The following is a 25,941-nucleotide window of genomic DNA, read 5'->3' on the forward strand; positions in this document are numbered from 1 at the left end:
GCGCTCCGCGCCTGCATCCGGGCTACACACCGAATCGTGGCCCGTATAACGTAGGGAAACCTCTGGCGAACCCCGGATTTCCTACAGCGGCGCCAACGTCTCCACCAACTGCTGCAGAAAAACCAACCCCCGCCCGAACAACCCCTGCAAAAAGCGCCCGAAGTCCGTCATCAGCACCATCAACAGAAACAGTCCCAGCGTCAACGAGGTCGGGAAACCCACGGAGAAAACCGTCAACTGCGGCGCCGAGCGGTTGAGGATGCCCAGGGACAGGTTGATGATCAGCAGCGCTGCCACCAGCGGCAGCGCCAGCAACAGGCCGGAGGAAAAAATGGTGCCGCCATAGCGGACCAGCAGCTCGAAACCGCTGCGCTCGAGGCCGGTGTAGCCGATCGGCAGCAGGTGGAAGCTGCCCGCCAGGGTATCGATCACCACCAGGTGGCCGTTGACGGCCAGGAACATCAGCAGCGTGATCATGTAGAAGAGCCGCGACAGCACCATGGTGTTGGAGCCGTCCGGGGTAACGAAGGTGGCGAAGGCCAGGCCCATCTGCAGGCCGATCATTTCCCCCGCCGCCTGCACCGCGGTAAACATGACCCGCAGCGCCAGGCCCATGGCCGCGCCCACCAGCGTCTGCTCCACCATGATACCCAGCCCGGCCCAGGACCAGACGGGCGCGTCGGGCAACGCAAGTGTCGGGCCCACCAGTATACTCAGCAGCGCCGCCAGGCCGATCTTGACCCGCCTCGGCACAGCGCTGTGGCCGAGCAGCGGCGCGGCCATGAAAAACGCCGAAAAACGCGTGAACGGCCACAGGAAGGCCACCAGCCAGGCCTGCAGTTGCGCAAAGGTAATATCGATCACCGCCGCGGCCGCCGGTCAGGAAATCAGGTAGGGAATATTCTGGAACAAGGCGCGGGTGTAGTCGGTAATCAGGCTCAGCAGCCAGGGACCGGCAATCACCAGCACCGCGAATACACCCAGGATCTTCGGGATGAACGACAGCGTCATCTCGTTGATCTGGGTGGCGGCCTGGAACAGGCTGACCAGCAGGCCGATCGCCAGTGCCGTCAGCAGCATCGGGGCGCCCAGGTAGAGCGTCACCATCATCGCCCGGTAGGCGATATTCATTACGGTTTCCGGTGTCATACGAAAAAGCTCTCCGCCAGGGAACCGATGATCAGTTGCCAGCCGTCCACCAGCACAAACAGCATCAGTTTGAACGGTAGCGAGATGGTCGCCGGCGGTACCATCATCATACCCAGCGCCATCAGCACACTGGCCACCACCAGGTCGATGATCAGGAAGGGAATAAAGATCGTGAAGCCGATCTGGAAAGCGGTCTTCAGTTCGCTGGTGACAAAGGCCGGCAGCAGAACCCGCAGCGGCAGCTGCTCCGGCCCCTGTATCGGCCCGGTTTCCGCCAGCCGCGCAAAGAGCGCGATATCCGGTTCGCGGGTCTGCGCCAGCATGAATTCGCGCAGCGGTTCGCTGCCGCGGCGGGTGAATTCCTCGAAGCCGATTTCTTCATTGGCCAGCGGCTGCCAGGCATCGGTGTAGATTTTTTCCAGCACCGGCGACATCACAAAAAAAGTCAGGAACAGCGTCAGGCCCAGCAGCACCTGGTTGGGTGGTGCCGCCTGGGTGCCCATGGCGGTGCGCAGCAGGCTGAGGACGATGATGATGCGGGTAAAGCAGGTCATCATCAGCAGCACCGCGGGCAGGAAAGCCAGGCTGGTGAGCAGCAGCAATGTCTGCAGCTTGATCGACCACTGCTGGCCGCCGTCCGCGGTGGGTTGTGTCACGATCCCGGGCAGTGTCGCCTGGGCCCAGCTGGTTTCCGGCAGCCAGAAAAACAGCAACAGCAGCGCCGGGGTGAAAATACTGCGAATCACGAATGGCTTCCCGGCAGTCTGAAGTTCTGTTGCAGGGCGCGGGCAAAGCGCTCGGCGAAACCGCTGTTTTCGCCGGGCTGCACTTCCGTCTCCGCAGTGGGCGGTGGCGCGGGGCGCTCGTGCAGCTTGTCGATACGGCCGGCGCCGACGCCCAGTACCAGCCAGGTATCCTCCAGTTCCACCACCACGACCCGCTCCTTGGTGCCCACGGCCTTGCTGGCGATTACCTTGAGTGCCGGGTTGCCAGTGCCCGGCGCGCGCTCGAGGCCGAACTTTTTCAACAGCCAGGCGCACAGCAGGATGAAGGCCACCAGGGCGAACAGCACAGTAGCGGTTTTTCCCATGGCGGCCATTCCGGTTGCTCCTGCGCCGATTTCCGCTGCGCTCATGGCCGTTTGCGTCGCGCTCATCGGTTCAGCTTGTGTACGCGTTCGTAGGGGGTGACGATTTCGGTGATACGGATTCCGTATTTATCCTCGACCACGACCACTTCGCCCTGCGCAATCAGGTAGCCGTTGATCAGGATATCCATGGGTTCGCCGGCGAGGCCGTCGAGCTCGATCACCGAACCCTGGGCCAGTTCCAGCAGCTGTTTGATGGTGATACGGGTGCGCCCCAGTTCCACGCTCAGCTTGACCGGGATGTCCATGACCATTTCCAGGTCGCGCGGTACCGATGCCGCGGCGCCCTGGTCCAGGGGTTTGAACACCTCTTCGCCGGCGTTGCGGGTAGCGGTGCTGTCCCCGTCGTCCTGTTCGGCCAGCGCCTCGGCCCACAGGTTGGCGCCCTCGCCGGTTTCGTTTTCGTCGCTGGCCTGCTCGGCCATGGCCGCCGCCCAGCTGTCTTCGCCGGACTGCTGTTCTTTGTTGTCGGCATCACTCATTGGTCGGGTTCCTCACTTTGGGGGATGGCCCCCTGGACAAATTGACCCGCGCCGGTCGCGGCGCGCGACGCGGTGTGCTCGATCACCCTGGACACGCGCAGGGCGCGCTGGCCGTTGCGGCTGCCGTAATCGCATTCCAGTACCGGCACGCCGTCGACCCGCGCGGTGACGCTGTCGGGCAGGTCGATTGGCAACACATCGCCGCGCTGCAGGTCCATGACCCTGCCGATGCGGCTGGGCAGTGCGGCGAATTCCGCCACCAGTTCCACTTCCGACTGGCGGATCTCACCGGCCATGCGCCGGTTCCAGGTCTGGTCGCCGGAGTCGCGGCCGTCGGCCACCGGGTTGGTAAGCAGGTCGCGCAGCGGTTCGATCATCGAGTAGGGCATGCAGATCTGGAACTGGTCCGACAGGTTGCCCACTTCCAGCTGGAAGGTGGTATTGACGATGATTTCGTTGGGCGAGTTGGTAATGTTCGCGAAGCGCGCCTGCAGCTCCGAGCGCAGGTAACTGATATCAAGCGCATAGACGGATTTCCACGAATCCCGGTAGGCGTCGATCGCCAGGTGCAGGATGCGCTGGATAATGCGCTGTTCCGTGTTGGTGAACTCGCGCCCCTCGGATTTGGTTACGAATCGGCCGTCGCCGCCGAACAGGCTGTCCACCACCATGAAAACCATGCTCGGTGGAAACACCATCAGGCCGGTGCCGCGCAGCGGTTTCATCGAAATCAGGTTCAGGTTGGTGGGCACCGGCAGGTTGCGGGCGAAATCCCTGAAACTCTGGTAGCGCACCGAATCCACGGTAATATCCGGGCTGCGGCGGATCAGGTTGAAAAGCCCCACCCGGAAGTGCCGCGCAAAGCGCTCGTTGATGATGTCCAGGCTGTGCAGCCGCTCGCGGATTACCCGCTGCTGCGAGGCCGGGTCGTAGGGGCGCACTTTCGGTTTCGTACCGGCGCTGTTGCCACTGTCCTCGGTGTCGCCGGGGCCGTGTAGCAGCGCGTCGATTTCTTCCTGGGAGAGCAGGTCGTCCTGGGCCATGGGTGAATACTTTCCTTACTGCACGATAAACTCGGTGAAGAGCACATCGTCGATATGCAGCTCCGGCTGGCCGGTGGCCATGGGTTCCGACAGGGTGGCAACGATGGCATCGGCCAGCTGCTCCTTGCCCTCCGGTGTGGCCAGTACTTCCGGGTTCTGGGACGAGTTCAGGATCAGCAGCCGGCTGCGTACCTGTGGCATGTTTTCCTGCAGGAAATCGCGCGTATCGTCATCGCCCACCTGCAGTGACAGGCCCATGTACAACAGGCGGCTGGCATAGAGGTCGCCCCGCAGGTTGACGGTGAAAGGGTCGATATTGACGTAGATGGGCGTGGCACTTTTCTGCACCACTTCCGGTTCTTCGGTCGCCGTCTTCTCGCCGTCGTCTTTCGTCAGCAGGTAGATGTTCATCGCCACCAGCACGAGAAGCATCAGCACAACCGGGATTCCCAGCCACAACCAGCCGCGTGATTTGTTCGGAGTCTCTGCCATTGACCTGCGCCTTTACCGGGGGATTTCTTTCGAGGGTCGAGTATGCCGGCGACCGGTCCGCGGGCATGCGAAGAAAAAGATGGCCTAGAGGCGTTATCTCTGCGCTTTGTCGTTTTCGAACGGATTGTGCTCGTGCGGTAGGCGGGGTTCCCGGATTCCGCTGCGCTCCATCCGGGCTACCGGTTGCGGTTGCCGTAGCCTGGATGAAGGCGCGGAGCGCCGGAATCCGGGAGGGTGGTTTCCGGGGTTGAAGCGCGATCTATGCGTACAGGTCCACACGGCCGGAACCGATTGTCGTGTTGGTTTGTACGGTCGCGCTGGAGGTTTCGGTGTCACGGGTAGCAAGAGAGCCGCCGCCGGAGCCGTTTCCGCCGCCGGCGGAATCATCCCGCGCGGATTCCTGGCGCTGCTCGCCGACACTGGTATCGCCGAGGGAAATCCCCTGTTCCGCCAGTGCCTCGCGCAGCTGCGGTACCGCCTGTTCCACCGCGCTGCGCACACTGGCGTGGGCGGACAGGAAGTGCGCGCGCGCGCCCTGGTCGTCCAGTTGCAGGTTGACCGACAGCGGCCCCAGTTCGCGCGGGTTCAGGTGCAGTTCCACACTGCCGTCGCCGCGCTGCACCATCCCCTGTAACTGCTGGCCCAGTTCCTGTTGCCAGGCGGTGCTGGCGAGGGGGGACGGCAGGCTCGCCTGGGCGGGCGCGGCAGTGGTGGGCGCAGCCGCGGGTGCGGACGCGACAGGCGCGGCGGCGGTCGCCGGAGTCGGGGCGGATATCTCCGCGGGGCCGGCGGACAGGTTGCGGCCGGTGCTGCCGGCGGCCTCGAAAGCATTGCCGTCGTCGACCGTTGCCGCAACGGCGCTGCGGAAATTCCCGTTTGCCGGGCGCTTTGCGTCGTCGGCGATATCGGCCGCCGCTGTGGTGGCATTCGCGATGGCAGTGTCCGCTTCCGTCCGGCCCGGCGCTGCCGCCGCGGACGGCAGTGGTTGCGCGGCTGTGCTGGCCGACGCCGGCGTTTCGGTAACTGCCGGGCTGGCGGAGCGCGGGGTATCCGCGACGGCAGCGAGCAGCGGGACTGGCGCAGCGGCGTTCCCGGTTTCGGCGGCGGTATCGGTGTCGTTTTCCCCGGCCACCACTTCCGACATTTCCCCTGCTGCCATTTCCCCGGGTAAGGGATCCGCCGCCGGCGCAGTCGCCTGCAGTGGCGAAGCGGGCGATCCGCTTTCCGCAATCGACGGTGGCACCACGCCGGCCCCGAACAACGCCTCCGTCTCTGCGATCCCGGTACGGATCGATTGCGCGGCCGATGGATCCGAGGCATTGCCGGCGGCGGCGATGGCGGCCGACAGGGTGCGCTTGAAGGCCGGGCCGTCGCCGGCGCTGCGGTTGTCCGCCGGGGCGGCGTCGACTTTGGCGGTGCGGGCGAGCAGTGCTGTGATATCCATAAATTTGCTTCCTATAGTGTTCCTATAGTTCTTCTCTTTATAGCGGGTTCCGGTCTTCCGCCGGCGGGCGCCGCGCGACCAGGTTCTGGGTTGTCTCGTCGTTCAGGCGCCGCTCGCGTTGTGCCAGTCGCTGCTGTTCGCTGTGGGCGCGGCGCTGGGCCAGGGTGTCGTAGGAGGACAGCTGCCGCTGGCGCTGCTGCCAGTGCTGGCGGCTGGCATCGAGCCGTTCACCCTGTTGCGCCAGGGCTGCGCGGGCGCGGGCGATGGCGCTGTCCAGCGAATGGATAAAGCGGTTGTAATCGTTCAGTGTGTCGGCGCCGACACCGCGCTGCATCGCCTCCTGCAGTTTCTGCCGGTACTCGCCGCGGTATTGCTGCAGGGTTTCCAGCTGCGCGGCGGTCTGCGCGCGACTCTGCTGTTCCTCGGCCAGTGCGCGCCCGGCACTGTCGCGGGCCTTGCGGCTCTGGTCGATCAGGGTGTCGAGTGGGCTGGAGCGGTTCACGCCTGTCCTCCGTTGGGCACAGGGTTGCCGAGCAGTTGCGCCAGCGCGGTCTGCGCGTCGTCGATGGCGGCGCGCTCGCCGATGCCCTGCTGCAGGAAGTTTTCCATTCGCGGGTAGAGCTGTACGGCGCGGTCCAGTTGCGGGTCCTGGCCCGGGCTGTAGGCGCCCACGCTGATCAGGTCGCGGTTGCGCTGGTAGCGCGAGAACAGTTGTTTGAAGCCGCGCGCGCGATGCTGTTGTTGCTCGTCGGTGATGGCGGTCATGGCGCGGCTGATGGAGGCCTCGATATCGATGGCCGGGTAGTGGCCGGCTTCCGCCAGTGCGCGCGACAGCACCACATGGCCGTCGAGGATCGCGCGGGCGGAATCGGCGATCGGGTCCTGCTGGTCGTCGCCCTCGGTCAATACCGTGTAAAAGGCGGTGATCGAACCGCCGTTCTCGCCGTTGCCGGCGCGCTCCACCAGCACCGGCAACTTTGCAAATACCGACGGCGGATAGCCCTTGGTGGCCGGCGGCTCGCCGATGGCCAGCGCGATTTCCCGCTGCGCCATGGCGTAGCGGGTCAGGGAATCCATGATCAGCAGTACGCTCTTGCCGGCGTCGCGGAAGTGCTCGGCGATGCGGGTGGCGTAGGCGGCGCCCTGCAGCCGCTGCAGCGGCGAGGTATCCGCCGGTGCGGCCACCACGGCGGCGCGGCGGCGGCCCTCGTCGCCGAGAATATTGTCGATGAAATCCTTCACCTCGCGGCCGCGCTCGCCGATCAATCCGACCACGATCACGTCGGCACTGGTGTAGCGCGCCATCATGCCCAGCAGCACCGACTTGCCCACGCCGGAACCGGCGAACAGGCCCATGCGCTGGCCGCGGCCGACACTGAGCAGGCTGTTGATCGCGCGGATGCCGACGTCGATCTGCCGCTGGATCGGTGTACGCTGCAGCGGGTTCAGCGGCGGCGCGGCGAGGGTGCCGCAGTCGCCACCGTCCAGCGGCGGCCCGCCATCCAGCGGCCGGCCGCTGCCGTCCACGACGCGGCCGAGCAGCGAATCGCCGAGCGGAAAGCGGCGCGCGCCGGAGCCGGCCAGCGGGAAAACCCGCGCGCCCGGGCGCAGGCCGGCGATTTCCGCCAGGGGCATCAGGAAGAGTTTATCGCCGGAGAAGCCCACCACTTCGGCCTCGGCAAATTGCGCCGGCGCGGCACTGTCCGCGGCTGTCAGTTCGATGCGGCAGCCGGCGCCCAGCGGTATTTGCAGCCCCACGGCTTCCAGCACCAGGCCGGTGGCGCGCACCACGCGGCCGCTGGTGCGGTAACCCGGGCCAGCGGCAATTTTGCGCGCGGCGCCGTCGAGGGCGTCGCGCCAGCGGTTGTTGTGGATTTCCGCCGCGGCGCTCACGGCGTTGCCCCGGCGGTTTTCGCCAGTTGTTCCAGCAGTTGTTGCCAGCGGGTCGCGCGGCTGGCATCCAGTTCGCCGGCGCTGCTGGTCACACGGCAGCCGCCGCGTTCCAGTTGCGGGTCCGGGCGCAGTTCCCAGCCGGCTGCGGCCAGTTCGCCAGCCAGTTCCGCCTCTACCAGCGACCGGTCGTCCGGGTGTAGCCACAGGTGCGTGCGGCCGCTGTGCAGCGGCTCTTCGCGCAGCAGCGCGCGCACCAGTTCGCGCACCTGTTCCGGTTGCTGTTGCAGGGCTTCGCCGGCCAGCTGGCGGCCGGTGGCCAGCGCCAGCTCCACCAGATTGTCGGCGACGGTTTCGTCCACCGTCGCCAGGGCGCTGCTGAAGTTGCCGGCCAGCTCCGCCAGCGGCGCCAGCAGTTCGCGGCGCTGGCGTTCGCTTTCCGCCTCGCCGTTGCGCAGTCCTTCCTCGCGGCCACTGGCCAGCCCCTCTTCGCGGCCGGCCTCGAAGCCCGCCTGCCAGCCCTCGCGGCGGGCCTGTTCGCGCGCGGCATCAAAGGCCGCCTGCAGTTGCGCGGCGCGCTCGGTTTCGGCGCGCCGGCCGGCATCGCCGTTGAGTTCGTCCATGCGCCAGCGGCGCCAGGCGGCGTCAGACATAGGTGTCGTCCCCGCCGCTCAATACGATTTCGCCGCTGTCCGCCAGGCGGCGCACCACCTGCAGAATGGCTTTCTGTTCGCTCTCCACTTGCGAGACGCGCACCGGGCCGCTGGCTTCCATCTCCTCGCGCAGCAGGTCGCCGGCGCGGGTGGACATATTGCGCAGGAATTTTTCCAGCAGCAGGGCGTCGCAGCCCTTCAGTGCCACCACCAGGGATTTGCTGCTGATTTCCTTCAGCACCAGCTGGATGGCGTGGTCGTCCAGGTCGAGCAGGTTCTCGAACAGGAACATCTCGTCGATGATCTTCTGCGCCAGGTCTTCGTTGTGGTCGCGCACGCGGCCGATGACTTTTTCCTCGGCACTGGAATTCATCAGGTTGAGGATTTCCGCCGCAGTGCGCGCGCCGCCCATCTTGCTGCGCTTGAGGTTCTGGCCGTCGAGCATATTGCCCAGCACCTCGGTCAATTCCTGCAGCGCCGCCGGCTGCACACCGTTGAAGGTGGCGATGCGCAGCACCACGTCGTCGCGCAGTTTGTCATCGAAGTGTTCCAGCACCGCGGCGGCCTGGCGCCGCTCCAGGTGCACCAGGATGGTGGCGATGATCTGCGGGTGTTCGTCGCGGATCATTTCCGATACCACGTTCGGGTCCATCAGGTTGAGGGCGTCGATGCCGGAATCGGCGCTGCGGGTGTCGAGGATGTCCTCCAGCAGGCTGGCGGCGCGCTCGTTGCCCAGCGCCTTGGTCAGCACCGCGCGGATATGGTCGCTGGAGTAGAGGTTGAGCGCGGTAAACTCGTCGGACTCGCGGTGGAAATCGTCCAGGACCTTGCGCATGTCCTCGTGGGAGACGCCCTTGAGTGTGGCCATCTCCTGGCTGATATCCTGCACTTCGCGCGCGGACAGGTGCTTGAAGATCTCGGCCGCGCTGTCCTCGTCCAGTGCCAGCAGCAGTATGGCGCTGCGGCGGATATTGCTCAGGTCATTCTTGTCAGTCATGGCGGTTCATCCAGCTGCGCACGATCATCGCCACCAGGGACGGGTCCTCGCGCGCCATTTCCTGCAGGTCTTTGAGGTTCTGTTCATAGGGGGAGGAGCGCCGGCGGCGGCGCGGTTGTGGGGCCTCCTCCGCTTCCTCTTCGTAGGGCTCGCCGGTTTCGCTTTCCGCTGTTGCCGGCGCTGCCTGCGCTGTCGGCGCCGGCTGCGGTTGCGGCGCCGCGACCACCGGCCGGCGGGTGTAGCGGTCCACCATCGGCCGCACCACCCACAGGAACAGCAGCAGCGCGCCGATGCCGACCAGCAGGTAGCGCACCAGCGTCAGCAGGAAGTGCTGCCAGAAGGGCGATTCCCACCAGCGGGTTTCGATTTCCTGCACCGGCTCCTCGACTTCGCTGAAGGGGCTGTTGACCACTTCCAGGCCGTCACCGCGCGCCTGTGAATAACCCATGGCGCGGCGCGCCAGCTGCTCGATGCGTTCCAGTTCCTCGGTGGTGAGCGCGACCTGCTCGATCTCACCGTCGTCGGTCTCGGTTTCCCGGTAGTTCACCACCACCGCCACCGACAGCCGTTCGATACGGCCGCGGCGGTGCTGGATATGCACTATGTCGCGGTCCACTTCGTAGTTGATCAGTTCATCGGTCTGCGAGCGCCCGGTTTCCACCGGCAGTTCATCCGGGCCGGGGCCGCCTTTTTCGTCCGGGACTGTCTGGATTGGCGACGGTGCGGTACCGGGTGGGGTATTGCTGATGGCGCCGGGAATACCGGCGGCCATGTTGCCGCTGCCGTCGTAGGTGTTGTTGCGGCGCTCGCTGCGGATCGCCGCCGGGCGGTCGTCGCTGTTGGGGGTGTAGCGCTCGCTGGTTTCCTCGCGCTGGTCGAAATTCACCTGTGCCGCCACTTCGGCGCGTACATTGTCTCGGCCCAGGATCGGCACCAGGATATTTTCGATGCGTCGCTGGTAGCGGCGCTCCACTTCGTGCACATAGTCCAGCTGGGTGCCGTCCAGGTTGCCCTCGCTGCCGGGCCGCGACAGGAGGCGGCCGGCCTGGTCCACCACGGTGACATTTTCCAGCGCCAGTTCCGGCACGCTGCTGGAGACCAGGTGCGCGATGGCGTCCACCTGGCCCTCGCCCAGGGCGCGGCCCGCTTGCAGGGTCACCACGACCGAGGCCTTGGCCGGTTCGCGGTCGCGGATAAATACCGAGGGTTTTGCCATCGCCAGGTGTACGCGCGCCTGCGCCACCGGGCCCAGGGATTCGATCGATTTTGCCAGCTCGCCCTGCAGGCCGCGCTGGAAGTTCACCTGCTCGGCAAACTGGCTGATGCCGAACTCCTGCTGGTCCATGATCTCGAAACCGCTGTTGCCGGCTTCCGGCAGACCCTGCTCGGCCAGTTGCAGGCGCAGCTTGTGCACCTGGTCGCCGGGCACCAGCAGCGCGCCGCCGCCCTGGCTGAACTCGTAGGGAATGGCGAGACTGTCGAGTTCCGCAATAATGCGGCCGCCGTCGGCCTCGCTGAGGTTGCTGTAGAGCACGCGGTAGTCGGGCTTGCCGGCCCACATCAGCAGCACCGCCACAATGGCAATGGCGGCGGCACCGGCCACCAGCAGCGGCACCAGCGGATTGGCCAGCAGGCGCGCCGGAAGCTGGCCGAGTGGGGCCGATGCGGCGCTCTGGGTCGATCGGGAGGCGCTGCTCATACCGCGGTTCCCCCCGGGCGGTTTTGCGGATTGAATCGTGTACAAAAAGGCATTACTGCTCTGCTTGTGCTGTGCCGCCCGCAGGCGGGTCTGGAGTCAGCATGGGATTATGGGCGGGCCCGGAACAGATAAAGGAAAGAAAAGCCCGCATTTTTTTCGCTATTTGCGCGCATGGCTGCGGTGCCGGGGCTGGTACTGTTGCGTCGTAATCGGAAAAAGGCAGTAACCATGAGTACAACCCAGATCGAAGGCGTCCTGGCACAGATGCAAGCGGTTGCCGGTGCGGCCGGGGGCAGTGAGGGCGCGGCGCCGATCGCAGACGCCGGTGACGAAAGCGCTTTTGCCGGGGTGCTGAAAAACAGCCTGGAGCGCATCAACGCGCTGCAGAACCTGAGCGGTGAACAGAAGCGCGCTTTCCAGGCCGGTGAAGCGGGCGTGGAGCTGCACGAGGTCATGATCGCCGGACAGAAGGCGAGCATCGCATTTGAAATGGGCGTGCAGGTGCGCAACCGGCTGGTGAATGCCTATAAAGATGTGATGAATATGCAGGTGTAAGGGCCTGTCCCGGCCCTGTTGCAATACCCGGCCCACCTCCCCGTCGTCATACCGGACTCGATCCGGTATCCAGTGCGGAGGGCCGAAAGCCCGGTAGTCATGCGCAACTCACGAGTGCCTGGATTCCGGCCTTCGCCGGAATGACGATTAGGCTTCCAGCTGCAACAACCTGCCTTTGACTTCCTCCAGGCGCTGGGCCGCGTTCAGCGCCTCCTCCGGCGGGATTTGCCGGATCAGTTCACCGTTTTCGCGATCCACCAGGCGGATGATGGTGCGGCCGGAATCCTCGCTGATTTCAAACTGCACACCGTAGTTGCGCAGCACTTCGTTGACCTGCTGCACCGGGCGCACCAGCTCCTCGTCGGCAATGGCGCGGCTGGTGGAGGCGGTGTTGTCGTTTTCGCCACTGGCCGCCAGTTGTTGCAGCACTTTCTCCACCCGCTGGCGCGCGGAGAGGTAGGAGAATTGCGAGGGCAGGGAGGAGACGCTGTTGTTGTCCACAGGCGTGGTCATGGGGGATCCTTTTCGCTGCATGCCATGGTGGCTTTTATCGGCGGAGGCGGTCGAATCTTTAGTCGGGAGCCCATTCGGATCCCCGGATTCCGCTGCGCTCCATCCGGGCTGCGGGCCCGGGGCAAATTCCGCACAGTGCATAGCGGAATCCGGGGGCAGAAGCCCCCACTTCCTGATCACGCCGCCGCTTCCCTGCCGAACCGCGCCAGTACCTCGCGGTGGACAAACCCCGAATCCAGGGCCTGTTCGACAAACAGCGGATCGAGGAAGCCGATGCGGTCGAGTAGCTCCGCTTCTTCGCCGGAAAATGCCAGGCGTTCGCTGCCGTCGCGCCTGCGTCGGTTGGGGTTGTGGTGGGCGGCGATGATTTCGCGGTGTTGTCGTTGCGCCGCCTGCGGGTCCGAGATGCCGAGCCCGAAGCGCCGGCCGGTGGCCAGGGTAAAGTCGAAATCGTGAAAATCGTTCGCGGTGGCCCAGATGAAATTGTCGCGGCCCTCGCTGCGGTAGATGGCGGCGGCCTGCAACTGACGGGCGTAGGCATCCAGCACGCCCCAGTAGCACAGCTGGTAGTCGCTGAGGCTGTCCGGCGCGTGGACCGGCAGGCTGCCGGGCACGCGCGGATCGGCGGAGAAGTGGCGGCCCCGGTCGGTGCGCATGGGGGTGCTGCCGCGCTCGAACAGGCTGGTGGCCGTCTGGCGGAAATCCCGGTTGAGGAAAACCAGTCCGGGTGCCACACCCAGGCGCAGCAGCGGGATCAGGAACCCTTTGCCGAAGACGTTGCTGGTTTCCACATAGTTTTTTTCCGCTGCGGCGGTGATAAACGCGAGCTTTTCCCGCAGGAAGGCGACGGCGTGGCGCGGGTCCGCCTTCACCTGTGGCAGCACATCGGCGTAGTTGGGATCCGGTTCGTGCAGGGACAGGGTATCGTCGAAAATCCCGAACACCCGGGTGAGGAAGGTCGTGCCGGTGCGGCCGTGGGTAACGGTGAAAACCGGGTTCTTGTCGCCGATCATGTCTGAGCATCCCCGATGGTTTTTACCGGCACCGCGGGGCAGCCGGCGACGATGGTGTTGGCGGGCACGTCGCCGCGCACCTGGCTGCCGGCCGCCACCACGGCATTTTCGCCGATGATCGCGGGGCCCAGTACCGTGACGCCGGACCCCATCCAGACGCCGCGCTGGACATGAATATCGCGACCGCTGTCCGGCACCGCCCTGAGTCTTTCCATACCCTGTTTGCGGTAGTCGTGGGTACCGGTCAGCAGCATGCAGCGGTGGCCGAAGAAGCAATCCTCGTCGATGGTGACATGGCCGGAGCGGGTGTTGATCAGCAGGTCGTTGACGGACATGGTGGCCCGGTCGAGGTGGACGCGGCGCCTGTCGCCCCAGATGCGCAGCTGCCGCAGTTCATGCTCGGCGATGGATGGCATCAGCAGCCTGGCCAGCACGTCCAGGTCGCGGTGGCTGGCGGTGCGCAGCAGTTGCAGGAAGCGGCTCTCGCCGTCCGCGTCTGTCGCCGGCGGATATTCGCTTTCCACTGCGTTTTCTGCGGTGTTTTTTCCGGGGGTCGTATCCAGTATCGGTATCATCACTTTCCCTTTCTTTTATTGTGGCGCGGCGGTGATGCCCAGCAGGCGGTCGATTTCATCGCTGACGGTGTTGTCGGCGGCTGCGGCGCGCGGCGCCCGGGTTCCGGTTGGCCACAGGGGAGGGCCGCCGCGTTCCGCCTCGCGCAGGTAGTCGGTGGCGCGCTGCAGTGAATCCCGGCCCAGCAGGTCGCAGGCCAGGTCGCGGAAACCGAATACGCTGTGCAGCAGGAAGGCCAGTTTTTCCCGCCGGTCGGCGCCGAGACTGTCGAGGCGTTGTTCATCGGGAATAAACACCAGGTCGATGGCCCGCAGTTGCGAGGCCTGCGTTTGCCCGCCGGTATTTTCCGGCAGGCGGGTGCAGTATTCCGCGCGGTCGATCCGGTAGAGCTGGAAACCCAGCGCCCGGGCGCGGCCGCTGATATCGCCGATATCGGGCTGCTCGCGATAGAGGGGCGCAATCGCCAGCCGCACCTGTAGCAACAATGTGGTGGCCAGCGTTTGTTGGCCGGCGTCGAGAATGGCGGGGAGATCGCCGCGTTGATCCAGCAGCAGCCAGTCCAGCCCGGGCAGCCCTTCGATACTGTCGAGCGCCACCGTCGGCAGCGGCAATTTGGCCAGCACTTGTGCGTCCGCTGCCACCGGTTGCAGCAGGGCGCTGGCCTCCGGGTCCAGGCAGGCGTGCAGTGTCGCCGGGCGACCGTCGCCGAGGCCGGTACCGGGGAAGTACTGGCATTCATCGCGCGCCTGCTGACCGGCGTCCTGGTGCCGGCTGGCCGGGTCGAACACCAGCAGTTCGAATGTGCCCAGTTGTCCCAGGGGCTCGTGCAGTTTCTCCTCGAGCAGGCGAGCGCCATTATCGAGCGTGACGACTTTGCCGCTGAAGCGGAACTGAAAACCGCTCTCCTCCGACCGGCAGGCCTGCGCCAGGGCCGGGCCCGCAAATGGCTGCGAATCGATGGTTGCCGGGCTGCCCTCGAAGCGGGCCGCCCCGTTTTTTTCAAACGTGAGCGCGGCGGGGGGCAGGCCTTCGCAGTGGCGTTGCCAGACGGCGCGCAGTGCCGTGGCCAGGTGGCGGCCAAAACGCGGCGCGTCGCACACCGGCGACTGCTTCAGGATTTCGCGCAGGTGGCGGCGGATGGTGGCCAGGCTGTTCAGGTCGGCCGCCAGTTCACTCGCGCGGGATCGGTAGGCATCCCAGTTGTTCACCACCAGTTCCGGCAGGCCGGCGTTGACCAGGTGGGTGGCGGCGTGACGGCCGGCAAAAGTGGGGCCGGGCAGGGTGATGACCGGCACACCCATCAGTAGCGCCTCGCAGGTGGTGAGCCCGCCGGAGTAGGGCCAGGGATCCAGTGCGATATCGATGCGGTTGTAGGTGGCCAGGAATGCGCTGTGGCTGTCCGGTCCTTCCAGTAGCACGCGGCTGCGTTCGATGCCTTCCTGCTCGAAGCGGTACCAGAGGCTCTCGCAGTAATCCGCGTCGTTGTACTGGCCGCCTTTCAGCAGCAGGCGGCTGTTCGACTGCTCCAGTAACAGCCGCGCCCACTGGCGTATGACCTGAGGGTTTACTTTCACCGGATTGTTCAGGCAGCCGAAAGTGATGATGCCGCCGTTGGCCAGTGCCGGCAGTTCGCCCACCGGTGGCGCCTGCTCCGGTGGCAGGTAACAGATGTAGTCGTCCGGCAGCCGGATCAGTTTTTCGTAGTAGTCGCCGTCGCAGCCCGGCGGTGTCTCCACACTGTCGCTGATCAGGTAGTCGATGGCGTCCAGGCCATTGGTGTTCACCAGGCCGCCCACCCATTTGACGATCAGCGGTGCCGGTTCGCGGGACAACAGCCGCAGCCGGTTGCCCTCGGTGTGGCCGCTCATATCGATCAGGATGTCCACGCCGTCTTCGCGGATCAGCGCCTCCAGTGCCGAATCGGAGTCGCCGGCCACCCGGTGCCAGCGGTGACACAGGCGGCGGATACGGTCGCTGAGGGGATCCTCGCGATCGCTGTTGCTGTAAGCCACCAGTTGAAACTGCCCGGCGGGCAGCTGCTCCAGTGCGGCGGTAATCATCTGTCCCACCGGGTGGGCGCGCAGCCCCGGCGACACCAGGCCGAGTGTGATTCGGCCGTGCGGATCCCGGTGGGTTTCGGGCCGGGGAGGGCGCTCGCGCGGCGAGAAGGCGGCGCGCCAGCGCGCGATCAGTCGACGGATATCGGCGGCGCCGAGCGCCGGGTCGTAGTGGGCGTTGAAAACCCGGTTGGAGAGGGCCTCGAGGTAGTCCGGCTTCAGTTCCAGCGCTTTTTCCAGGTAGCCCGCGCCATCGGCAAAGTGGCCCATTTCAAAATGCCTGACCGCGGCCAGGTTGTGGAAGCTGGCATTGCCGGGCTCCAGTTCGAGGAGCCGGCGCGAATCCCTCAACACGGTTTCCATACGCCGCGCGGCGGAATGGATATGGATCGAATGCATCAGCACGATCGAATTGTCCGGTGCCAGTTCGCGCGCGCGGGTAATACTTTCCAGTGCCTGTTGCAGCCGGTTGCCGCTCTGGAAGGCGCGCGCCAGTTGCGTATGGGCCAGCGCGTGTTCGGGAGCCAGGCGCAGGCAGCGGGCCAGGCTGTCGGCGGCCGCCTGCCACTGCCTGTCTCCCAGTTGTGCCAGCCCTTTCAGGTACAGCGCCTCGCTGTCGGATTCGTCCTGTTGCAGCGCCCGTTCCGCAGCGCGCAGTGCGGCTTCGGAATTTCCGTCGTCCAGCGCCACCATCGCCTGCGCCCGCCAGGCGGCGGCGTGTCTGGGGAAGGCCCGGGCCAGTTCGCCGGCAATTTTTCCGGCGGCCTTGCCGTCGCGCTTTTTCCGCGCCGCGGTGAAGCGGTTCCAGAGCTTTGTGAAGTCTTTGGCGCTGTTGTTGGCGGACATTGGCGTTCCCTGAAAACAGTATTCTGATTGCCAGTCTAAAGAGCGCCGCGGGAATCAAAGGGGGGATTAAGTGGGGCAAAGGGGGTTTATTCCGCTGCTGGCGGAAGGGGGAAACGCCGTTTCCGTGTTGGCATCCGTAATTGCGGTGCCGGGCGCACCCTGTCCCGGATTCCGCTGTGCTCCATCCGGGCTACGTAAAAGCGGGCATTAAAAAGGGCCCCCGCAGGGGCCCGGAAAATGGGACACAGAGATTGTCCCTCAGCGCGGGGGTGCTGATTAGCCCAGCAGGGACAGGACGCCCTGCGGAACCTGGTTGGCCTGGGCCAGAACCGAGGTGCCCGCCTGCTGCAGGATCTGCGCGCGGGTCATGTTGGAAACCTCTACCGCGTAGTCGGCGTCCTCGATGCGGGAGCGGGCGGCGGACAGGTTGGTCTCGGTGGTGCTCAGGTTGTTGATGGCGGATTCGAAGCGGTTCTGGATGGCACCAAGGTCGGAGCGCAGGGAGTCCACGTCGCTCAGGGCGGAGTCCAGGCCGGCCAGCGGGCTGGTGGACTTGGCACCCAGGGCCGCGTCGGCATCCACGGTCACGGTGATGGCCGCGTCGTCGGCAGTGCCGTCGCCGTCGCTGTCGCTGACCGCTTCCAGGTTGGTTACCGCGTAAACGTTGCCGGAGGCAGTCTCGGTGACGAACTGGTTGCCGTCGGCGTCGGTCTGCAGGGTGCCGGTGATGGCATTGCCGTCGGCGTCTTCGATGGTCATGGCGGTAGCCACGGTGCCGCTGGCGGTGCCGCCGGTGTCGTAGGTGATGGTGTCGCCGCTGTCGGACGCGGTCACGGTGAAGCCGCCGGTGGCGTCTACATCGGTCACGCTGCCGGCGTAGCCGTTGACGTTGAAGGTATCCAGCTGCAGGGATTCCGCATTGATTTCCTTCAGGTTCATGGTGATCTGCTCACCGTCGTTGGCGCCAACCTGGATGGTGAAGCCCTGGTCTTCGGCCAGTACTTTCACGCCGTTGAAGTTGGTTTCCTCGGAGATGCGGTCGATCTCGGACAGGCGCTGGTTGATTTCGTCCTGGATGGAGTTCAGGTCGCTCTGAGAGTTGGTGTCGTTCTGGGCCTGAACGGTCAGCTCGCGGATGCGCTGCAGGTTGTCGTTCACCTGGTTCAGGGCGCCTTCGGCGGTCTGGGCGACAGAGATGCCGTCGTTGGCATTGCGCTGCGCCTGGGAGAGGCCGGTGATCTGGGAGCTCATGCGGTTGGCGATGGCCTGGCCGGCGGCGTCGTCGGCAGCGCTGTTGATGCGCAGACCGGAGGACAGGCGCTCCATGGAAGTCTGCAAGGCATTCTGGGAGTTGCTCAGGTTCTGCTGGCCGATCATGGCCGTGATGTTGGTATTGATTACTGACATATCGATGTCCCTCGGTTTTCACCGTGAAAATTGCTATTCATCCGGCAGAACGTATCGCCGGTCGGATATGACAACGGCGCAGGCCGTTACCCAGTCTTTCGGCGGTTTCGGCCACCGCTTTAGGCCCCCGGTAAAATTCTTTGCGGAAATATCGCCGGCAGTCAGATGTCGGGACCGGGCTAAAGACCCCTGCGAGCGGGCCGATGTATTTCCACGTTCGTAGGGTGGGCAAAGCGAAGTGTGCCCATCAAGGCGTCGGAAGATGGGCATGTCGCTGCGCTCCTTTGTCCATCCTGCAGGGGCGCTGGCTTAACTTGGCGCTGTTCAACTCTGAAGCTTGAGCTGTAAAGAACTCAAGTTTCGGAGTTGGAGACGGCACAAGCCGGAACGAGGTACGCCCTTCTGGGACTGTCTGCGAGAGGGACCTCGCGGACAAGCCTACAGGGATGTATTCACGGCGTGTCCCAGAAGGGCGTACCTCGTTCCGGCTCCCTGAGCTGAACACCGAAACTTGAGCTGTAAAGAATGATGTGAGGAGAGCGTGGCCTCGGATAAAGAAGTATTTACCCGGATCGACGATGACGATGAGATTGCGGCACTGGTACAGGCGCTGGCGGAGCCGGGCGCGGCGTCGCTGTCGCTGGAAAACGCGAGCGGGAGCGTGCGCGGACGCGCGCTGCCGGTGACGGTGCGGGTCGAGGAGCTCGGCCGCACGCTGTCACTGGCGGTGAGCGCACCGGCAGATGAGGAGCGGGCGTTGCGACGCGGCGCCGGTTTTCGGTTGCTGGCGCGGGTGCGTCGCGGCGAGCTGCGCACGCCGGTGCTGTCTGCCGGGCGGTTTTCCTACCGGGACGGGCGCCTGCTGTGCCGCTGTGCCTACCCGGCGGAGATGGAGCTGCGCCAGCGCCGCGACACTTTTCGTGCAGCACTGGCGTCGGGCATGGCGGTGACGGCGCGGCTTTATCGCACCGGCAGCATCGGCAGCAGGCGGAGCGCGCACGCGTCCGGCGCATTGTGCGACCTGTCGCTGGAGGGTTGCCAATTGACCCTGCCGATGAAAGCGGCCGTCGATGGCGATCTCTACGAGGTCGAGCTGTGTTTTCCCGACGGTACTGTCTTTGCCGTGCGCGGCCGGCCCCGCCACCGGCGGCCGGATCCTCTGCACGGTCGTCTGCAGGTGGGCTTTGCTTTCGTCGGCCTGGATCGCACACAGTTGCGGCGGCTGGGTTTTTACGTGCGCGAAATCGAGCGCGAGGCGGCGCGCACCGCCGACGGCGAGCGCGCCAATTTACAGCCCTCTCCGTTGTTCCGCAGTCGCTAAAGTCCGGCGCCACCGGGCCGATAGTCAGAAAAAGCGGGTATAGCCGGGCTTTATCGGTGCCTTCCCCCTGTGGCGACCGTTCAAAATGGTCGGCAATCATTCATCCCTATTTTGAGGACATTACATGGCCAGTATTTCATCCCTGGGTATCGGATCCGGCCTGGACCTGAACAGTCTCCTCGACCAGCTGGAATCGTCGGAGCGCCAGCAACTGACGCCCATCGTTGCACAGCAGAACAGTTACGAAGCCAGGATCTCCGCCTTCGGCACCCTGGAAAGCGCACTGTCCAAATTCCGCGATGCCGCGGCCGAGCTCGCCGATGCCGATACCTTCAGGGCGGTAAAAACCGAACTCTCCGGGGAATCCCTGTCGGTCAGTGCCGACGAGGAGGCCGTGGTGGGCAGCTACGATATCGAGGTGACGCAGAAGGCGCGCAGCTACAGCGTCGCCACTGGCGGCGTGGCGGACAAGACCGAAAACCTCGGCGGCGGCAGCGTATCCTTCACGCTCGGCAACGGCGATAACTTCAGTGTGGATATCGGCGGCGACGACAGCTCGCTGGAGGATATCCGCGATGCCATCAACGACGCCGACGCCGGCGTCACCGCCTCGATCATCGACGACGGCAGCGACCAGCCCTACCGGCTGGTGCTGTCATCCACCGATACCGGCACCGATGCCGCCATCGAGTCGGTGGACTTCGGCGCGCTGTCCGGCAGCGTCAGTCTCGATACCGGGACCGAAGTCGCCGCCCGCAACGCCGAGTTGACCGTCAACGGTATCGCCATCGAGAGCCAGGGCAACCGCGTGGAGGACGCCATCCAGGGTGTGACCCTGAATGTTTCCGAGACCGGCAGTGCCAACCTGGATATCACCCGCGACAGCGGCTCGGTGGAGGGCGATATCGAGAACTTTGTCTCCGCCTACAACGACCTGCAGGAGACGATGTCCAGCCTGACTGACTACAACAGCGAATCCGGCAGCGCCGGCACCCTGCTCGGCAACGCCACCGTGCGCGGCGTGCAGACCCAGCTGCGCAACCTGATGGGCGACGCGGTGGACGGAGGCGAGTTCAGCACCCTGACGGACCTGGGCATCACCCTGCAACTGGACGGCACCCTGGAGCTGGACGAAGAGACCCTGGCCGAGGCGGTGGACAACCAGCTCGGCGATCTGGCCGATTTCTTTGCCGGCGCCTCCGACGAGGCGAGCGGTTTTGCCGGCCGCATGGACACCGCCCTGGGCGCGGTGCTGGAGGAGGGCGGTACCCTGGAAAGTGCCACCGACGGCCTCGAGACCCGCATCGAGGGATTGGAGCAGACCTACGATCGCACCGAATCCCGCATAGAGGACACCATCGAGCGCTACCGCTCGCAGTTTGCCGAACTGGATAGCCTGATCGCGCAGATGAATTCCACCAGCAGCTATCTCACCGAACAGTTCGATGCGCTCAGTGCGCAACTGGGACAATAACGCAAGGAGAATGCAGCGATGAAAACAATGAGAGCCGCGGGCGGCGCCGCCGCCTATTCCCGGGTGGGGGTGGAGAGCGATGTCCTGTCCGCCAGCCCGCACCGGCTGATTACGCTGCTGTTTGACGGCGCCGACAGCGCCATCCGCCGGGCCGCGGTATACCTGCAGGACGGCAATGTGGCCGAGCGCGGCAAATCCATTTCCAAGGCACTGGATATCGTCAACAACGGCCTGCTGGCATCGCTCGATCGCGAGCGCGGCGGCGAACTGGCCGGCAATATGGCCGCGCTGTACGATTACATCGCGCGGCTGCTGCTGCGCGCCAACCTGCGCGGCGACGCCGCGGCACTGGACGAGGCCGGCCGCCTGCTGCGGGAGCTGGCCTCCGCCTGGCGCGAAATCGACCCACAGGGGGCGCCATGACAAAGCCCGTTATCGAGGGCGCGCCGATGTCCGCGGACCGGCTGCTGGCCGCCTACGCCAACCTGCTGGCACGCTCCAGCCGCATGCTCGCCTGCATGCACGAACGGGACTGGTTCTCGCTGGTGGAGGAGCAGTCCAGTTACGTAATCGAGGTGGAATCCCTGTCCAAGGCCGAGGGCAATCTGGAACTCAGTACCGAACAGCGCGAGCGCAAGGCGGAACTGCTGGAGCGGATTCTCGAACAGGATATGGAGATCCGCCGCGGCCTGCTGGAACGCCGCGAGGAACTGCAGAAACTGATCGGCGTGTCCCAGCGCAAGCGCGACCTGGCCCGCTCCTACGGCGTGCGGCCGCTGTTCGACAAAGGGCCGCCGTGAGCGGTATCACCCCGATTCTCGATACCCTGCTGCACCAGGTGCTGGGCAAGCGGGTGGATGTGCCACTGGTGCGGGACTTTCCCGAACCGGTGCGGCCCACCTCGCCCGGAGAGGCGGTGCAGCCGGCGCGCAGCGACTCGCGCCTGGATCCCCGCGCGCCACTGCCACAGGCCGCGGCAGCGCAGGGCGGCGGGGCCCGCGCAGGTACCCCCCCGGCTGCCGCTCCGCCGGTGCCGGCCGAAAACACCTCCACCCTGACCCATTTCAGCGGCGCCGCCCGCACCATCGCCGATCTTTTGCAGCGCTATCCCGCGCCACCGTCCGCCGTCCGCCCACCGGCACCGCTGCTGCCGGTGCCGGCGCGGGATGGCGCGCAACTGGCGCAGCGGTTGCAGGGCAGTATTGAAAACAGCGGCCTCTTCTACGAATCCCACCTGCGCAACCGCCTGTCTGGCGGTGGCAACCTGCAGTCGCTGGCGCGCGAACCGCAGATGCGGCTGACGCAGGCGCCGCCGGCCGCGGAAGTGCCAGTGAATATGCCGGAGAAAGTGTCGGCGGAAGAACCGGCCGGGTCCTCCCAGCCGCGGCGCCTGCCGCTGGACAGCGGCGCGGCCGACGCGTTGCAGGGCCTGCTGCGACACCAGCTGGAACTGCTGGCCACCCCGGTGCTGCGCTGGGAGGGAGAAATCTGGTCCGGGATTTTTGCGGCGCTGGTGCTGCAACCGCCGGAGCAACGGCCCGCACGCGACAGGGATGCGCCCGATGGCGACGGCGAGCGGGCGGATGCGGAGGAACGCTGGCAGACGCAACTGCAGTTGCAGCTTCCCGGGCTGGGCGACATTCACGCGCAGTTGGGCCTGTACGGCGAGCGGTTGGCGCTGACGCTGTCTGCACCGGAGGCGGCTGCGGTGCGGCTGGAGGCCGCCGCCGGCACGCTGCGTGAACGGTTGCGCGATCGCGGCCTGGGTGAGTTGTCACTGACTGTGGAGCCGCTGGCATGACGGAAGACCGGGATAACCGCGAACGCCGCCGCGCCGTGGCACTGGCCTACCGGGACGGCGACACGGCGCCGCAGGTGGTGGCGCGCGGCTACGGAGAGGTGGCGGAGCGCATCGTCGCCGAGGCGAGGCGCGAGGGGGTGTTCGTACACGACGCGCCGGAACTGGTGGCACTGCTGATGCAACTGGACCTGGACGAGCGGATTCCGCCACGTCTCTACCAGGTGATTGCGGAACTGCTGGTCTGGGTGCGCGAAGTCGCGGAAAACACGCACACGGAGGCCCCGCATCCACCGGCGCGGCCCGAATAAGCCGGGGGGATGGGAAGGCAGGGATTATTCGCCAAACCGGTTTTTCATGACCGGGCTTTGCAGCAAAGTTTTGTCATTTGGCTTTTTCTGTGATCTACGTCACAAAAATTGACATATGGTATTTTGTAAGACAAAAATGACAGAAAAGTTCTCATTGTTGTGGTACTTTTTGCCAAAAAAGAGAACTGAATCACTGTTTAAGTGAGATCAGAGTCTCATTTAGGTGACTTTTTTCCGGTGAAAGAGGCGTGCAGGATATTTCTGTTCTCATGGATCTATCCGCAAAAAACAAGTTGATGGTCTTGGGGCCGGCGGTTTCGCAAGAACCGATCGGGACAACCACAACAACGATAATGCCTGTTCGGGCCAACCCGTGGGGGGTGGTTGACGAGAGCGGACAGATTGTTTCCCCGGGGGAGACACCGCGACAAACAACAGGAAACTTTCGTGGCAGCGGAGGTTTCCAGAGACGCATCCGGCTACCAGGAAAGGTGGCGGTGCAGTGGGCACAGGAGTGATTGCTGTCCCGGCGCAGCTGCGCCGGTGGCGCTGGGGTTTTGCGTGGTTCCTTGGGTGCAGTCGCCCGCGGTTCCGTCTATCGGGGCCGAACAGGCTGGGGGATCGGGGTTCGCCCCGTATCTGGTGACCAAAGGAGACAACCAGCAATGAAGTTGGACACCAATATTGACGAAATCCAGGATATTAACCTGACTTACCTGCTGCTCGCCCAGCGCCTTTTGAAGGAAGATTACAACACCGCCATGTTCCGCCTGAAAATCGAGCCGTCGATGGCGGATGTACTGGTCTCGCTGACGGCCAGGCAACTGACCAAACTGGCGCGTACCAACCAACTGTTGTTCCGCCTGCATATCGACGATGCGGATCAACTCTCCAAGCTGACCGGCAACAGCCGGGTCCAGGATCTCAGCCAGATGCACACGGCACTCCTGATGTCTTCCTGTTCAGCTTGAGGGGCGGCCTATGTCGGGGAAAAGTCTTGTCGGCGAGATGCAGCAGGTGCAGCTCGCCATCGAACTGATCGAACTGAATGCGCGGCTCCAGGTACTGGAATCGGAAACCGACCTGAGCCGCGGTCGCCTGATCCGGTTGTACAAGGAAGTGCGCGGCATGTCGCCACCCAAGGGCATGCTGCCGTTTTCCACGGACTGGTTTATCACCTGGATGCCGAACATCCACTCCTCGCTATTCTATGGCATCTACCGCCGCATGACCGAGGAGCAGGGCTGTGAACGTATGGAGGGCTTTGTCAAAGCCTACCGGTTGTACCTGGAGCAAGTGGATTTGGACGGCGGCGAACCGGTACTCGGGCTGACCCGCGCCTGGACCCTGGTGCGCTTTTTCGAAAGCGGCATGTTCGAGCTGTCTGTGTGTAACAGCTGCCGCGGGCATTTCGTCAACCACGCCCATACGCCCAGCCAGGATTTTGTCTGTGGTATCTGCCAGCCGCCATCGCGGGCGGGCAAAACCCGCAAGCGCCGCAAAGCCGATGCGGTGGCGGTCGCAGAAGAGGACGAGGCTTTGGCGGTCGACGCCTGAGCGCTTTCATCTTCCGCGGGTTGCCCGCGGACAGGGAAGGCAGGGATTGCCTTTGAGACCCGCTTTCCTCCACCGCCCGGACAGGCCGCCGGTACAGCCGGCGTATTCCTGTTGCCGCCTCCATTTCCAGCCCCGCCCCCATTTTCAATCCCATCTCCGCGCCCAACCCTCAAGAGCGGCGCCCGGCCGCCGATATCACTGTTGAGTGGCGCAGGGTACTGTGATCGCTCGCAAACCGCCGGCGGTGGAGGTTCCCCGCATCAGTTGTCCGCCGACCGCGGCAATCGGAAGCAGGGGAAGCTTTCGGTGCCAATTGTGCCCGCCTGTCGGTATACCGGACCCGCCGTGCCCAGTGGCCGAATACACTGAAAACAATGGCTGAACTCCTGGGCCGGCCCGGGCAAAGTGGAAGTGGAGCCTGTGCGTATGAAGTGTCGGAAGATAGCGATCGGCGCCCTGCTGTGGGGCGGTGTTGTGCTGCCCGCCTCCAATGGCGGTGCCGAGACCAGCGGCAGCGACTCCGCCTCGGCGCGCATTACCCTGAATATCCCCTCCCAGGCCCACTTCCGCCGGGTCTCCGGCCAGCGCGACAGCCACCAGCTCTGTCTCAGCCATATCCCCGCCGACAACTACTACCTGTCTATCCGGACTATCGATGATGGCGTGGCCGCCGAGAAACGCGTGGCCGGGCGCCGCGGACGCTTCTGCGTGCCCGTGTCGGCGTCGCAGCAGGGCAAGATGGTCGTAATCGTGGCGGAATAGCGGTTTTTCCCGCCCGGCGGCCCGGATAGAATGCAGGTTTTCGCTGCCATCTTTCGCATACGCCATGAAACCACTCGCCGCATTTCTGTTGCTGTTGCTCGCCTCTCCCGCGTGGGCCGGCATGTCGCTGGACAAGATCATCGTCTACCTGGACGACGTACCCAATGCCCGCGACGATATCGTCGTCAGCAACCCGGACGACGAAACCCTCTACCTGCAAACGGAAATCTACCGCGTGGACAATGCCGGCCTGCCGGACGAAAAGCGTGTGCGGGTAGTGAACCCGAAGGAATTCAAGCTGCTGGTGAGCCCGGCCAAGGCGGTACTGACCAGCGGCGAGCAGCGCCGCTTCCGGCTGATGTCCCTGGAGCACAACCTGGACGAGGAAAAGGTATACCGGGTGACCTTCAAGCCGGTGGTCGGCGATATCAAGACCGATCGCACGGCCCTGAAAATCCTGGTGGCCTACCAGGCGCTGGTGTTCGTGCAGCCCGGGGACGGTGATTACCAGTTGGAGCTCGAGCGGCAGGACGGCGGTTGGGCGCTGAAAAATACCGGCAATATCAACGTGGAGATCAGCGGGGTTCAGCACTGCCTGAGCGAGGCCGGCTGCGAACCGCTGGAACTGAAAGGTCGCCTCTATGCCGGTGCATCGCTGCCGATCGACAAGCCGCTGGTCGGCGGAAAACTGAAACTGTTGGCGCGCAGCAACAAGCAGTCCGGCGAGGAAGAGCTGCCCCTGCCCCCCGCCGGATAGA

The 25,941-nt window shown here is 64.9% G+C and carries 29 protein-coding genes; 11 read left to right on the forward strand and 18 right to left on the reverse strand.

What is annotated here, in order from left to right:
• Positions 1-81: 81 nt before the first annotated feature.
• From fliR to fliF, 13 genes are all read right to left on the reverse strand, one after another.
• Positions 82-864: a flagellar biosynthetic protein FliR gene (gene fliR / locus MWN76_RS04650; RefSeq protein ID WP_250459725.1), complete on the reverse strand. Its 783-nt coding sequence runs from the start codon at positions 862-864 to the stop codon at positions 82-84.
• A gap of 15 nt (positions 865-879) precedes the next feature.
• Entirely contained in the window at positions 880-1,149 is a 270-nt protein-coding gene (gene fliQ / locus MWN76_RS04655; protein ID WP_250459727.1) for a flagellar biosynthesis protein FliQ, read from the reverse strand.
• The gene (fliP, locus tag MWN76_RS04660; RefSeq protein WP_425606597.1) at positions 1,146-1,892 is read right to left on the reverse strand and encodes a flagellar type III secretion system pore protein FliP; all 747 of its coding nucleotides are present in this window, start codon (positions 1,890-1,892) and stop codon (positions 1,146-1,148) included. Before fliP ends, fliQ begins: the two co-directional genes overlap by 4 nt.
• Positions 1,892-2,284, reverse strand: a complete 393-nt coding sequence (gene fliO, locus MWN76_RS04665) for a flagellar biosynthetic protein FliO (protein WP_250459729.1) — start codon at positions 2,282-2,284, stop codon at positions 1,892-1,894. The genes fliP and fliO overlap by 1 nt, the downstream gene beginning before the upstream one ends.
• A 17-nt stretch (positions 2,285-2,301) precedes the next feature.
• Positions 2,302-2,778, reverse strand: a complete 477-nt coding sequence (gene fliN, locus MWN76_RS04670; protein WP_345780049.1) for a flagellar motor switch protein FliN — start codon at positions 2,776-2,778, stop codon at positions 2,302-2,304.
• Positions 2,775-3,821: a flagellar motor switch protein FliM gene (gene fliM / locus MWN76_RS04675; protein WP_250459731.1), complete on the reverse strand. Its 1,047-nt coding sequence runs from the start codon at positions 3,819-3,821 to the stop codon at positions 2,775-2,777. The genes fliN and fliM overlap by 4 nt, the downstream gene beginning before the upstream one ends.
• Before the next feature lie 15 nt (positions 3,822-3,836).
• The gene (gene fliL / locus MWN76_RS04680) at positions 3,837-4,313 is read right to left on the reverse strand and encodes a flagellar basal body-associated protein FliL (RefSeq protein WP_284500096.1); all 477 of its coding nucleotides are present in this window, start codon (positions 4,311-4,313) and stop codon (positions 3,837-3,839) included.
• A 259-nt stretch (positions 4,314-4,572) separates the two neighbouring features.
• Positions 4,573-5,757 (reverse strand): flagellar hook-length control protein FliK, encoded by a 1,185-nt coding sequence (locus tag MWN76_RS04685; RefSeq protein WP_250459733.1) that lies wholly within the window; start codon positions 5,755-5,757, stop codon positions 4,573-4,575.
• Between the two features lie 37 nt (positions 5,758-5,794).
• Positions 5,795-6,259 carry a flagellar export protein FliJ gene (fliJ, locus tag MWN76_RS04690; RefSeq protein WP_250459735.1) on the reverse strand — a complete coding sequence of 155 codons (465 nt, stop codon included), beginning with the start codon at positions 6,257-6,259 and terminating at the stop codon, positions 5,795-5,797.
• The gene (gene fliI, locus MWN76_RS04695; RefSeq protein ID WP_345780050.1) at positions 6,256-7,650 is read right to left on the reverse strand and encodes a flagellar protein export ATPase FliI; all 1,395 of its coding nucleotides are present in this window, start codon (positions 7,648-7,650) and stop codon (positions 6,256-6,258) included. Before fliI ends, fliJ begins: the two co-directional genes overlap by 4 nt.
• Entirely contained in the window at positions 7,647-8,300 is a 654-nt protein-coding gene (locus MWN76_RS04700) for a flagellar assembly protein FliH (RefSeq protein WP_250459736.1), read from the reverse strand. The genes fliI and MWN76_RS04700 overlap by 4 nt, the downstream gene beginning before the upstream one ends.
• On the reverse strand, positions 8,293-9,297 hold the full coding sequence (fliG, locus tag MWN76_RS04705; RefSeq protein WP_250459737.1) for a flagellar motor switch protein FliG: 1,005 nt from the start codon (positions 9,295-9,297) through the stop codon (positions 8,293-8,295). The genes MWN76_RS04700 and fliG overlap by 8 nt, the downstream gene beginning before the upstream one ends.
• Positions 9,290-10,996, reverse strand: a complete 1,707-nt coding sequence (gene fliF, locus MWN76_RS04710; protein ID WP_250459738.1) for a flagellar basal-body MS-ring/collar protein FliF — start codon at positions 10,994-10,996, stop codon at positions 9,290-9,292. Before fliF ends, fliG begins: the two co-directional genes overlap by 8 nt.
• 228 nt (positions 10,997-11,224) lie before the next feature.
• Here fliF and fliE point away from each other — a divergent pair, with 228 nt between their 5' ends.
• A complete protein-coding gene (gene fliE / locus MWN76_RS04715; RefSeq protein WP_250459739.1) occupies positions 11,225-11,551 on the forward strand; it encodes a flagellar hook-basal body complex protein FliE in 327 nt (108 codons plus the stop codon).
• A 147-nt stretch (positions 11,552-11,698) separates the two neighbouring features.
• Here fliE and MWN76_RS04720 read toward each other — a convergent pair whose 3' ends face one another.
• The 5 genes from MWN76_RS04720 to MWN76_RS04740 form a co-directional block, all read right to left on the reverse strand.
• On the reverse strand, positions 11,699-12,064 hold the full coding sequence (locus MWN76_RS04720) for a flagellar protein FlaG (RefSeq protein ID WP_250459740.1): 366 nt from the start codon (positions 12,062-12,064) through the stop codon (positions 11,699-11,701).
• 176 nt (positions 12,065-12,240) lie between these two features.
• Positions 12,241-13,077 (reverse strand): hypothetical protein, encoded by an 837-nt coding sequence (locus MWN76_RS04725; protein WP_250459741.1) that lies wholly within the window; start codon positions 13,075-13,077, stop codon positions 12,241-12,243.
• Positions 13,074-13,601 carry an acyltransferase gene (locus MWN76_RS21125; RefSeq protein WP_250459742.1) on the reverse strand — a complete coding sequence of 176 codons (528 nt, stop codon included), beginning with the start codon at positions 13,599-13,601 and terminating at the stop codon, positions 13,074-13,076. The genes MWN76_RS04725 and MWN76_RS21125 overlap by 4 nt, the downstream gene beginning before the upstream one ends.
• A 66-nt stretch (positions 13,602-13,667) precedes the next feature.
• Positions 13,668-16,553, reverse strand: a complete 2,886-nt coding sequence (locus tag MWN76_RS04735) for an O-linked N-acetylglucosamine transferase, SPINDLY family protein (RefSeq protein ID WP_250459743.1) — start codon at positions 16,551-16,553, stop codon at positions 13,668-13,670.
• A 276-nt stretch (positions 16,554-16,829) separates the two neighbouring features.
• Complete coding sequence (locus MWN76_RS04740; RefSeq protein WP_250459745.1) at positions 16,830-17,960, reverse strand: FliC/FljB family flagellin; 1,131 nt, start codon at positions 17,958-17,960, stop codon at positions 16,830-16,832.
• A 541-nt stretch (positions 17,961-18,501) separates the two neighbouring features.
• On the opposite strand from MWN76_RS04740, the gene MWN76_RS21130 reads away from it, so the two are divergent.
• The 10 genes from MWN76_RS21130 (at position 18,502) to MWN76_RS04790 (ending at position 25,940) form a co-directional block, all read left to right on the forward strand.
• Positions 18,502-19,281: a flagellar brake protein gene (locus MWN76_RS21130; protein ID WP_250459747.1), complete on the forward strand. Its 780-nt coding sequence runs from the start codon at positions 18,502-18,504 to the stop codon at positions 19,279-19,281.
• A 124-nt stretch (positions 19,282-19,405) separates the two neighbouring features.
• Entirely contained in the window at positions 19,406-20,755 is a 1,350-nt protein-coding gene (fliD, locus tag MWN76_RS04750) for a flagellar filament capping protein FliD (protein WP_250459749.1), read from the forward strand.
• An 18-nt stretch (positions 20,756-20,773) separates the two neighbouring features.
• On the forward strand, positions 20,774-21,178 hold the full coding sequence (fliS, locus tag MWN76_RS04755) for a flagellar export chaperone FliS (RefSeq protein WP_250459750.1): 405 nt from the start codon (positions 20,774-20,776) through the stop codon (positions 21,176-21,178).
• The gene (locus MWN76_RS04760; protein ID WP_250459751.1) at positions 21,175-21,555 is read left to right on the forward strand and encodes a flagellar protein FliT; all 381 of its coding nucleotides are present in this window, start codon (positions 21,175-21,177) and stop codon (positions 21,553-21,555) included. Before fliS ends, MWN76_RS04760 begins: the two co-directional genes overlap by 4 nt.
• The gene (locus tag MWN76_RS21135; protein WP_250459752.1) at positions 21,552-22,556 is read left to right on the forward strand and encodes a flagellar hook-length control protein FliK; all 1,005 of its coding nucleotides are present in this window, start codon (positions 21,552-21,554) and stop codon (positions 22,554-22,556) included. The genes MWN76_RS04760 and MWN76_RS21135 overlap by 4 nt, the downstream gene beginning before the upstream one ends.
• The gene (locus MWN76_RS04770; RefSeq protein WP_250459753.1) at positions 22,553-22,864 is read left to right on the forward strand and encodes an EscU/YscU/HrcU family type III secretion system export apparatus switch protein; all 312 of its coding nucleotides are present in this window, start codon (positions 22,553-22,555) and stop codon (positions 22,862-22,864) included. Before MWN76_RS21135 ends, MWN76_RS04770 begins: the two co-directional genes overlap by 4 nt.
• Positions 22,865-23,529: 665 nt before the next feature.
• A complete protein-coding gene (gene flhD, locus MWN76_RS04775; RefSeq protein ID WP_250459754.1) occupies positions 23,530-23,835 on the forward strand; it encodes a flagellar transcriptional regulator FlhD in 306 nt (101 codons plus the stop codon).
• Positions 23,836-23,845: 10 nt separating this feature from the next.
• The gene (gene flhC, locus MWN76_RS04780) at positions 23,846-24,421 is read left to right on the forward strand and encodes a flagellar transcriptional regulator FlhC (protein ID WP_250459755.1); all 576 of its coding nucleotides are present in this window, start codon (positions 23,846-23,848) and stop codon (positions 24,419-24,421) included.
• 426 nt (positions 24,422-24,847) lie between these two features.
• Positions 24,848-25,183: a hypothetical protein gene (locus tag MWN76_RS04785; protein WP_250459756.1), complete on the forward strand. Its 336-nt coding sequence runs from the start codon at positions 24,848-24,850 to the stop codon at positions 25,181-25,183.
• Between the two features lie 64 nt (positions 25,184-25,247).
• Positions 25,248-25,940 (forward strand): fimbria/pilus periplasmic chaperone, encoded by a 693-nt coding sequence (locus tag MWN76_RS04790; RefSeq protein WP_250459758.1) that lies wholly within the window; start codon positions 25,248-25,250, stop codon positions 25,938-25,940.
• Position 25,941: the final 1 nt, after the last annotated feature.

The sequence above is a fragment of the Microbulbifer litoralis genome, from assembly GCF_023634065.1.
Lineage (GTDB): Bacteria > Pseudomonadota > Gammaproteobacteria > Pseudomonadales > Cellvibrionaceae > Microbulbifer > Microbulbifer litoralis.

Excerpts from the sequence above, each read along its gene's own strand:
- fliQ (WP_250459727.1), bottom strand. The coding sequence starts at position 1,149 with ATGACACCGGAAACCGTAATGAATATCGCCTACCGGGCGATGATGGTG.
- fliO (WP_250459729.1), bottom strand. The coding sequence starts at position 2,284 with ATGAGCGCAGCGGAAATCGGCGCAGGAGCAACCGGAATGGCCGCCATG.
- fliN (WP_345780049.1), bottom strand. The coding sequence starts at position 2,778 with ATGAGTGATGCCGACAACAAAGAACAGCAGTCCGGCGAAGACAGCTGG.
- fliM (WP_250459731.1), bottom strand. The coding sequence starts at position 3,821 with ATGGCCCAGGACGACCTGCTCTCCCAGGAAGAAATCGACGCGCTGCTA.
- fliL (WP_284500096.1), bottom strand. The coding sequence starts at position 4,313 with ATGGCAGAGACTCCGAACAAATCACGCGGCTGGTTGTGGCTGGGAATC.
- MWN76_RS04685 (WP_250459733.1), bottom strand. The coding sequence starts at position 5,757 with ATGGATATCACAGCACTGCTCGCCCGCACCGCCAAAGTCGACGCCGCC.
- MWN76_RS04700 (WP_250459736.1), bottom strand. The coding sequence starts at position 8,300 with ATGTCTGACGCCGCCTGGCGCCGCTGGCGCATGGACGAACTCAACGGC.
- fliG (WP_250459737.1), bottom strand. The coding sequence starts at position 9,297 with ATGACTGACAAGAATGACCTGAGCAATATCCGCCGCAGCGCCATACTG.
- fliF (WP_250459738.1), bottom strand. The coding sequence starts at position 10,996 with ATGAGCAGCGCCTCCCGATCGACCCAGAGCGCCGCATCGGCCCCACTC.
- fliE (WP_250459739.1), top strand. The coding sequence starts at position 11,225 with ATGAGTACAACCCAGATCGAAGGCGTCCTGGCACAGATGCAAGCGGTT.
- MWN76_RS04720 (WP_250459740.1), bottom strand. The coding sequence starts at position 12,064 with ATGACCACGCCTGTGGACAACAACAGCGTCTCCTCCCTGCCCTCGCAA.
- MWN76_RS04725 (WP_250459741.1), bottom strand. The coding sequence starts at position 13,077 with ATGATCGGCGACAAGAACCCGGTTTTCACCGTTACCCACGGCCGCACC.
- MWN76_RS04735 (WP_250459743.1), bottom strand. The coding sequence starts at position 16,553 with ATGTCCGCCAACAACAGCGCCAAAGACTTCACAAAGCTCTGGAACCGC.
- MWN76_RS04740 (WP_250459745.1), bottom strand. The coding sequence starts at position 17,960 with ATGTCAGTAATCAATACCAACATCACGGCCATGATCGGCCAGCAGAAC.
- fliD (WP_250459749.1), top strand. The coding sequence starts at position 19,406 with ATGGCCAGTATTTCATCCCTGGGTATCGGATCCGGCCTGGACCTGAAC.
- fliS (WP_250459750.1), top strand. The coding sequence starts at position 20,774 with ATGAAAACAATGAGAGCCGCGGGCGGCGCCGCCGCCTATTCCCGGGTG.
- MWN76_RS04760 (WP_250459751.1), top strand. The coding sequence starts at position 21,175 with ATGACAAAGCCCGTTATCGAGGGCGCGCCGATGTCCGCGGACCGGCTG.
- MWN76_RS04770 (WP_250459753.1), top strand. The coding sequence starts at position 22,553 with ATGACGGAAGACCGGGATAACCGCGAACGCCGCCGCGCCGTGGCACTG.
- flhD (WP_250459754.1), top strand. The coding sequence starts at position 23,530 with ATGAAGTTGGACACCAATATTGACGAAATCCAGGATATTAACCTGACT.
- flhC (WP_250459755.1), top strand. The coding sequence starts at position 23,846 with ATGTCGGGGAAAAGTCTTGTCGGCGAGATGCAGCAGGTGCAGCTCGCC.
- MWN76_RS04785 (WP_250459756.1), top strand. The coding sequence starts at position 24,848 with ATGAAGTGTCGGAAGATAGCGATCGGCGCCCTGCTGTGGGGCGGTGTT.
- MWN76_RS04790 (WP_250459758.1), top strand. The coding sequence starts at position 25,248 with ATGAAACCACTCGCCGCATTTCTGTTGCTGTTGCTCGCCTCTCCCGCG.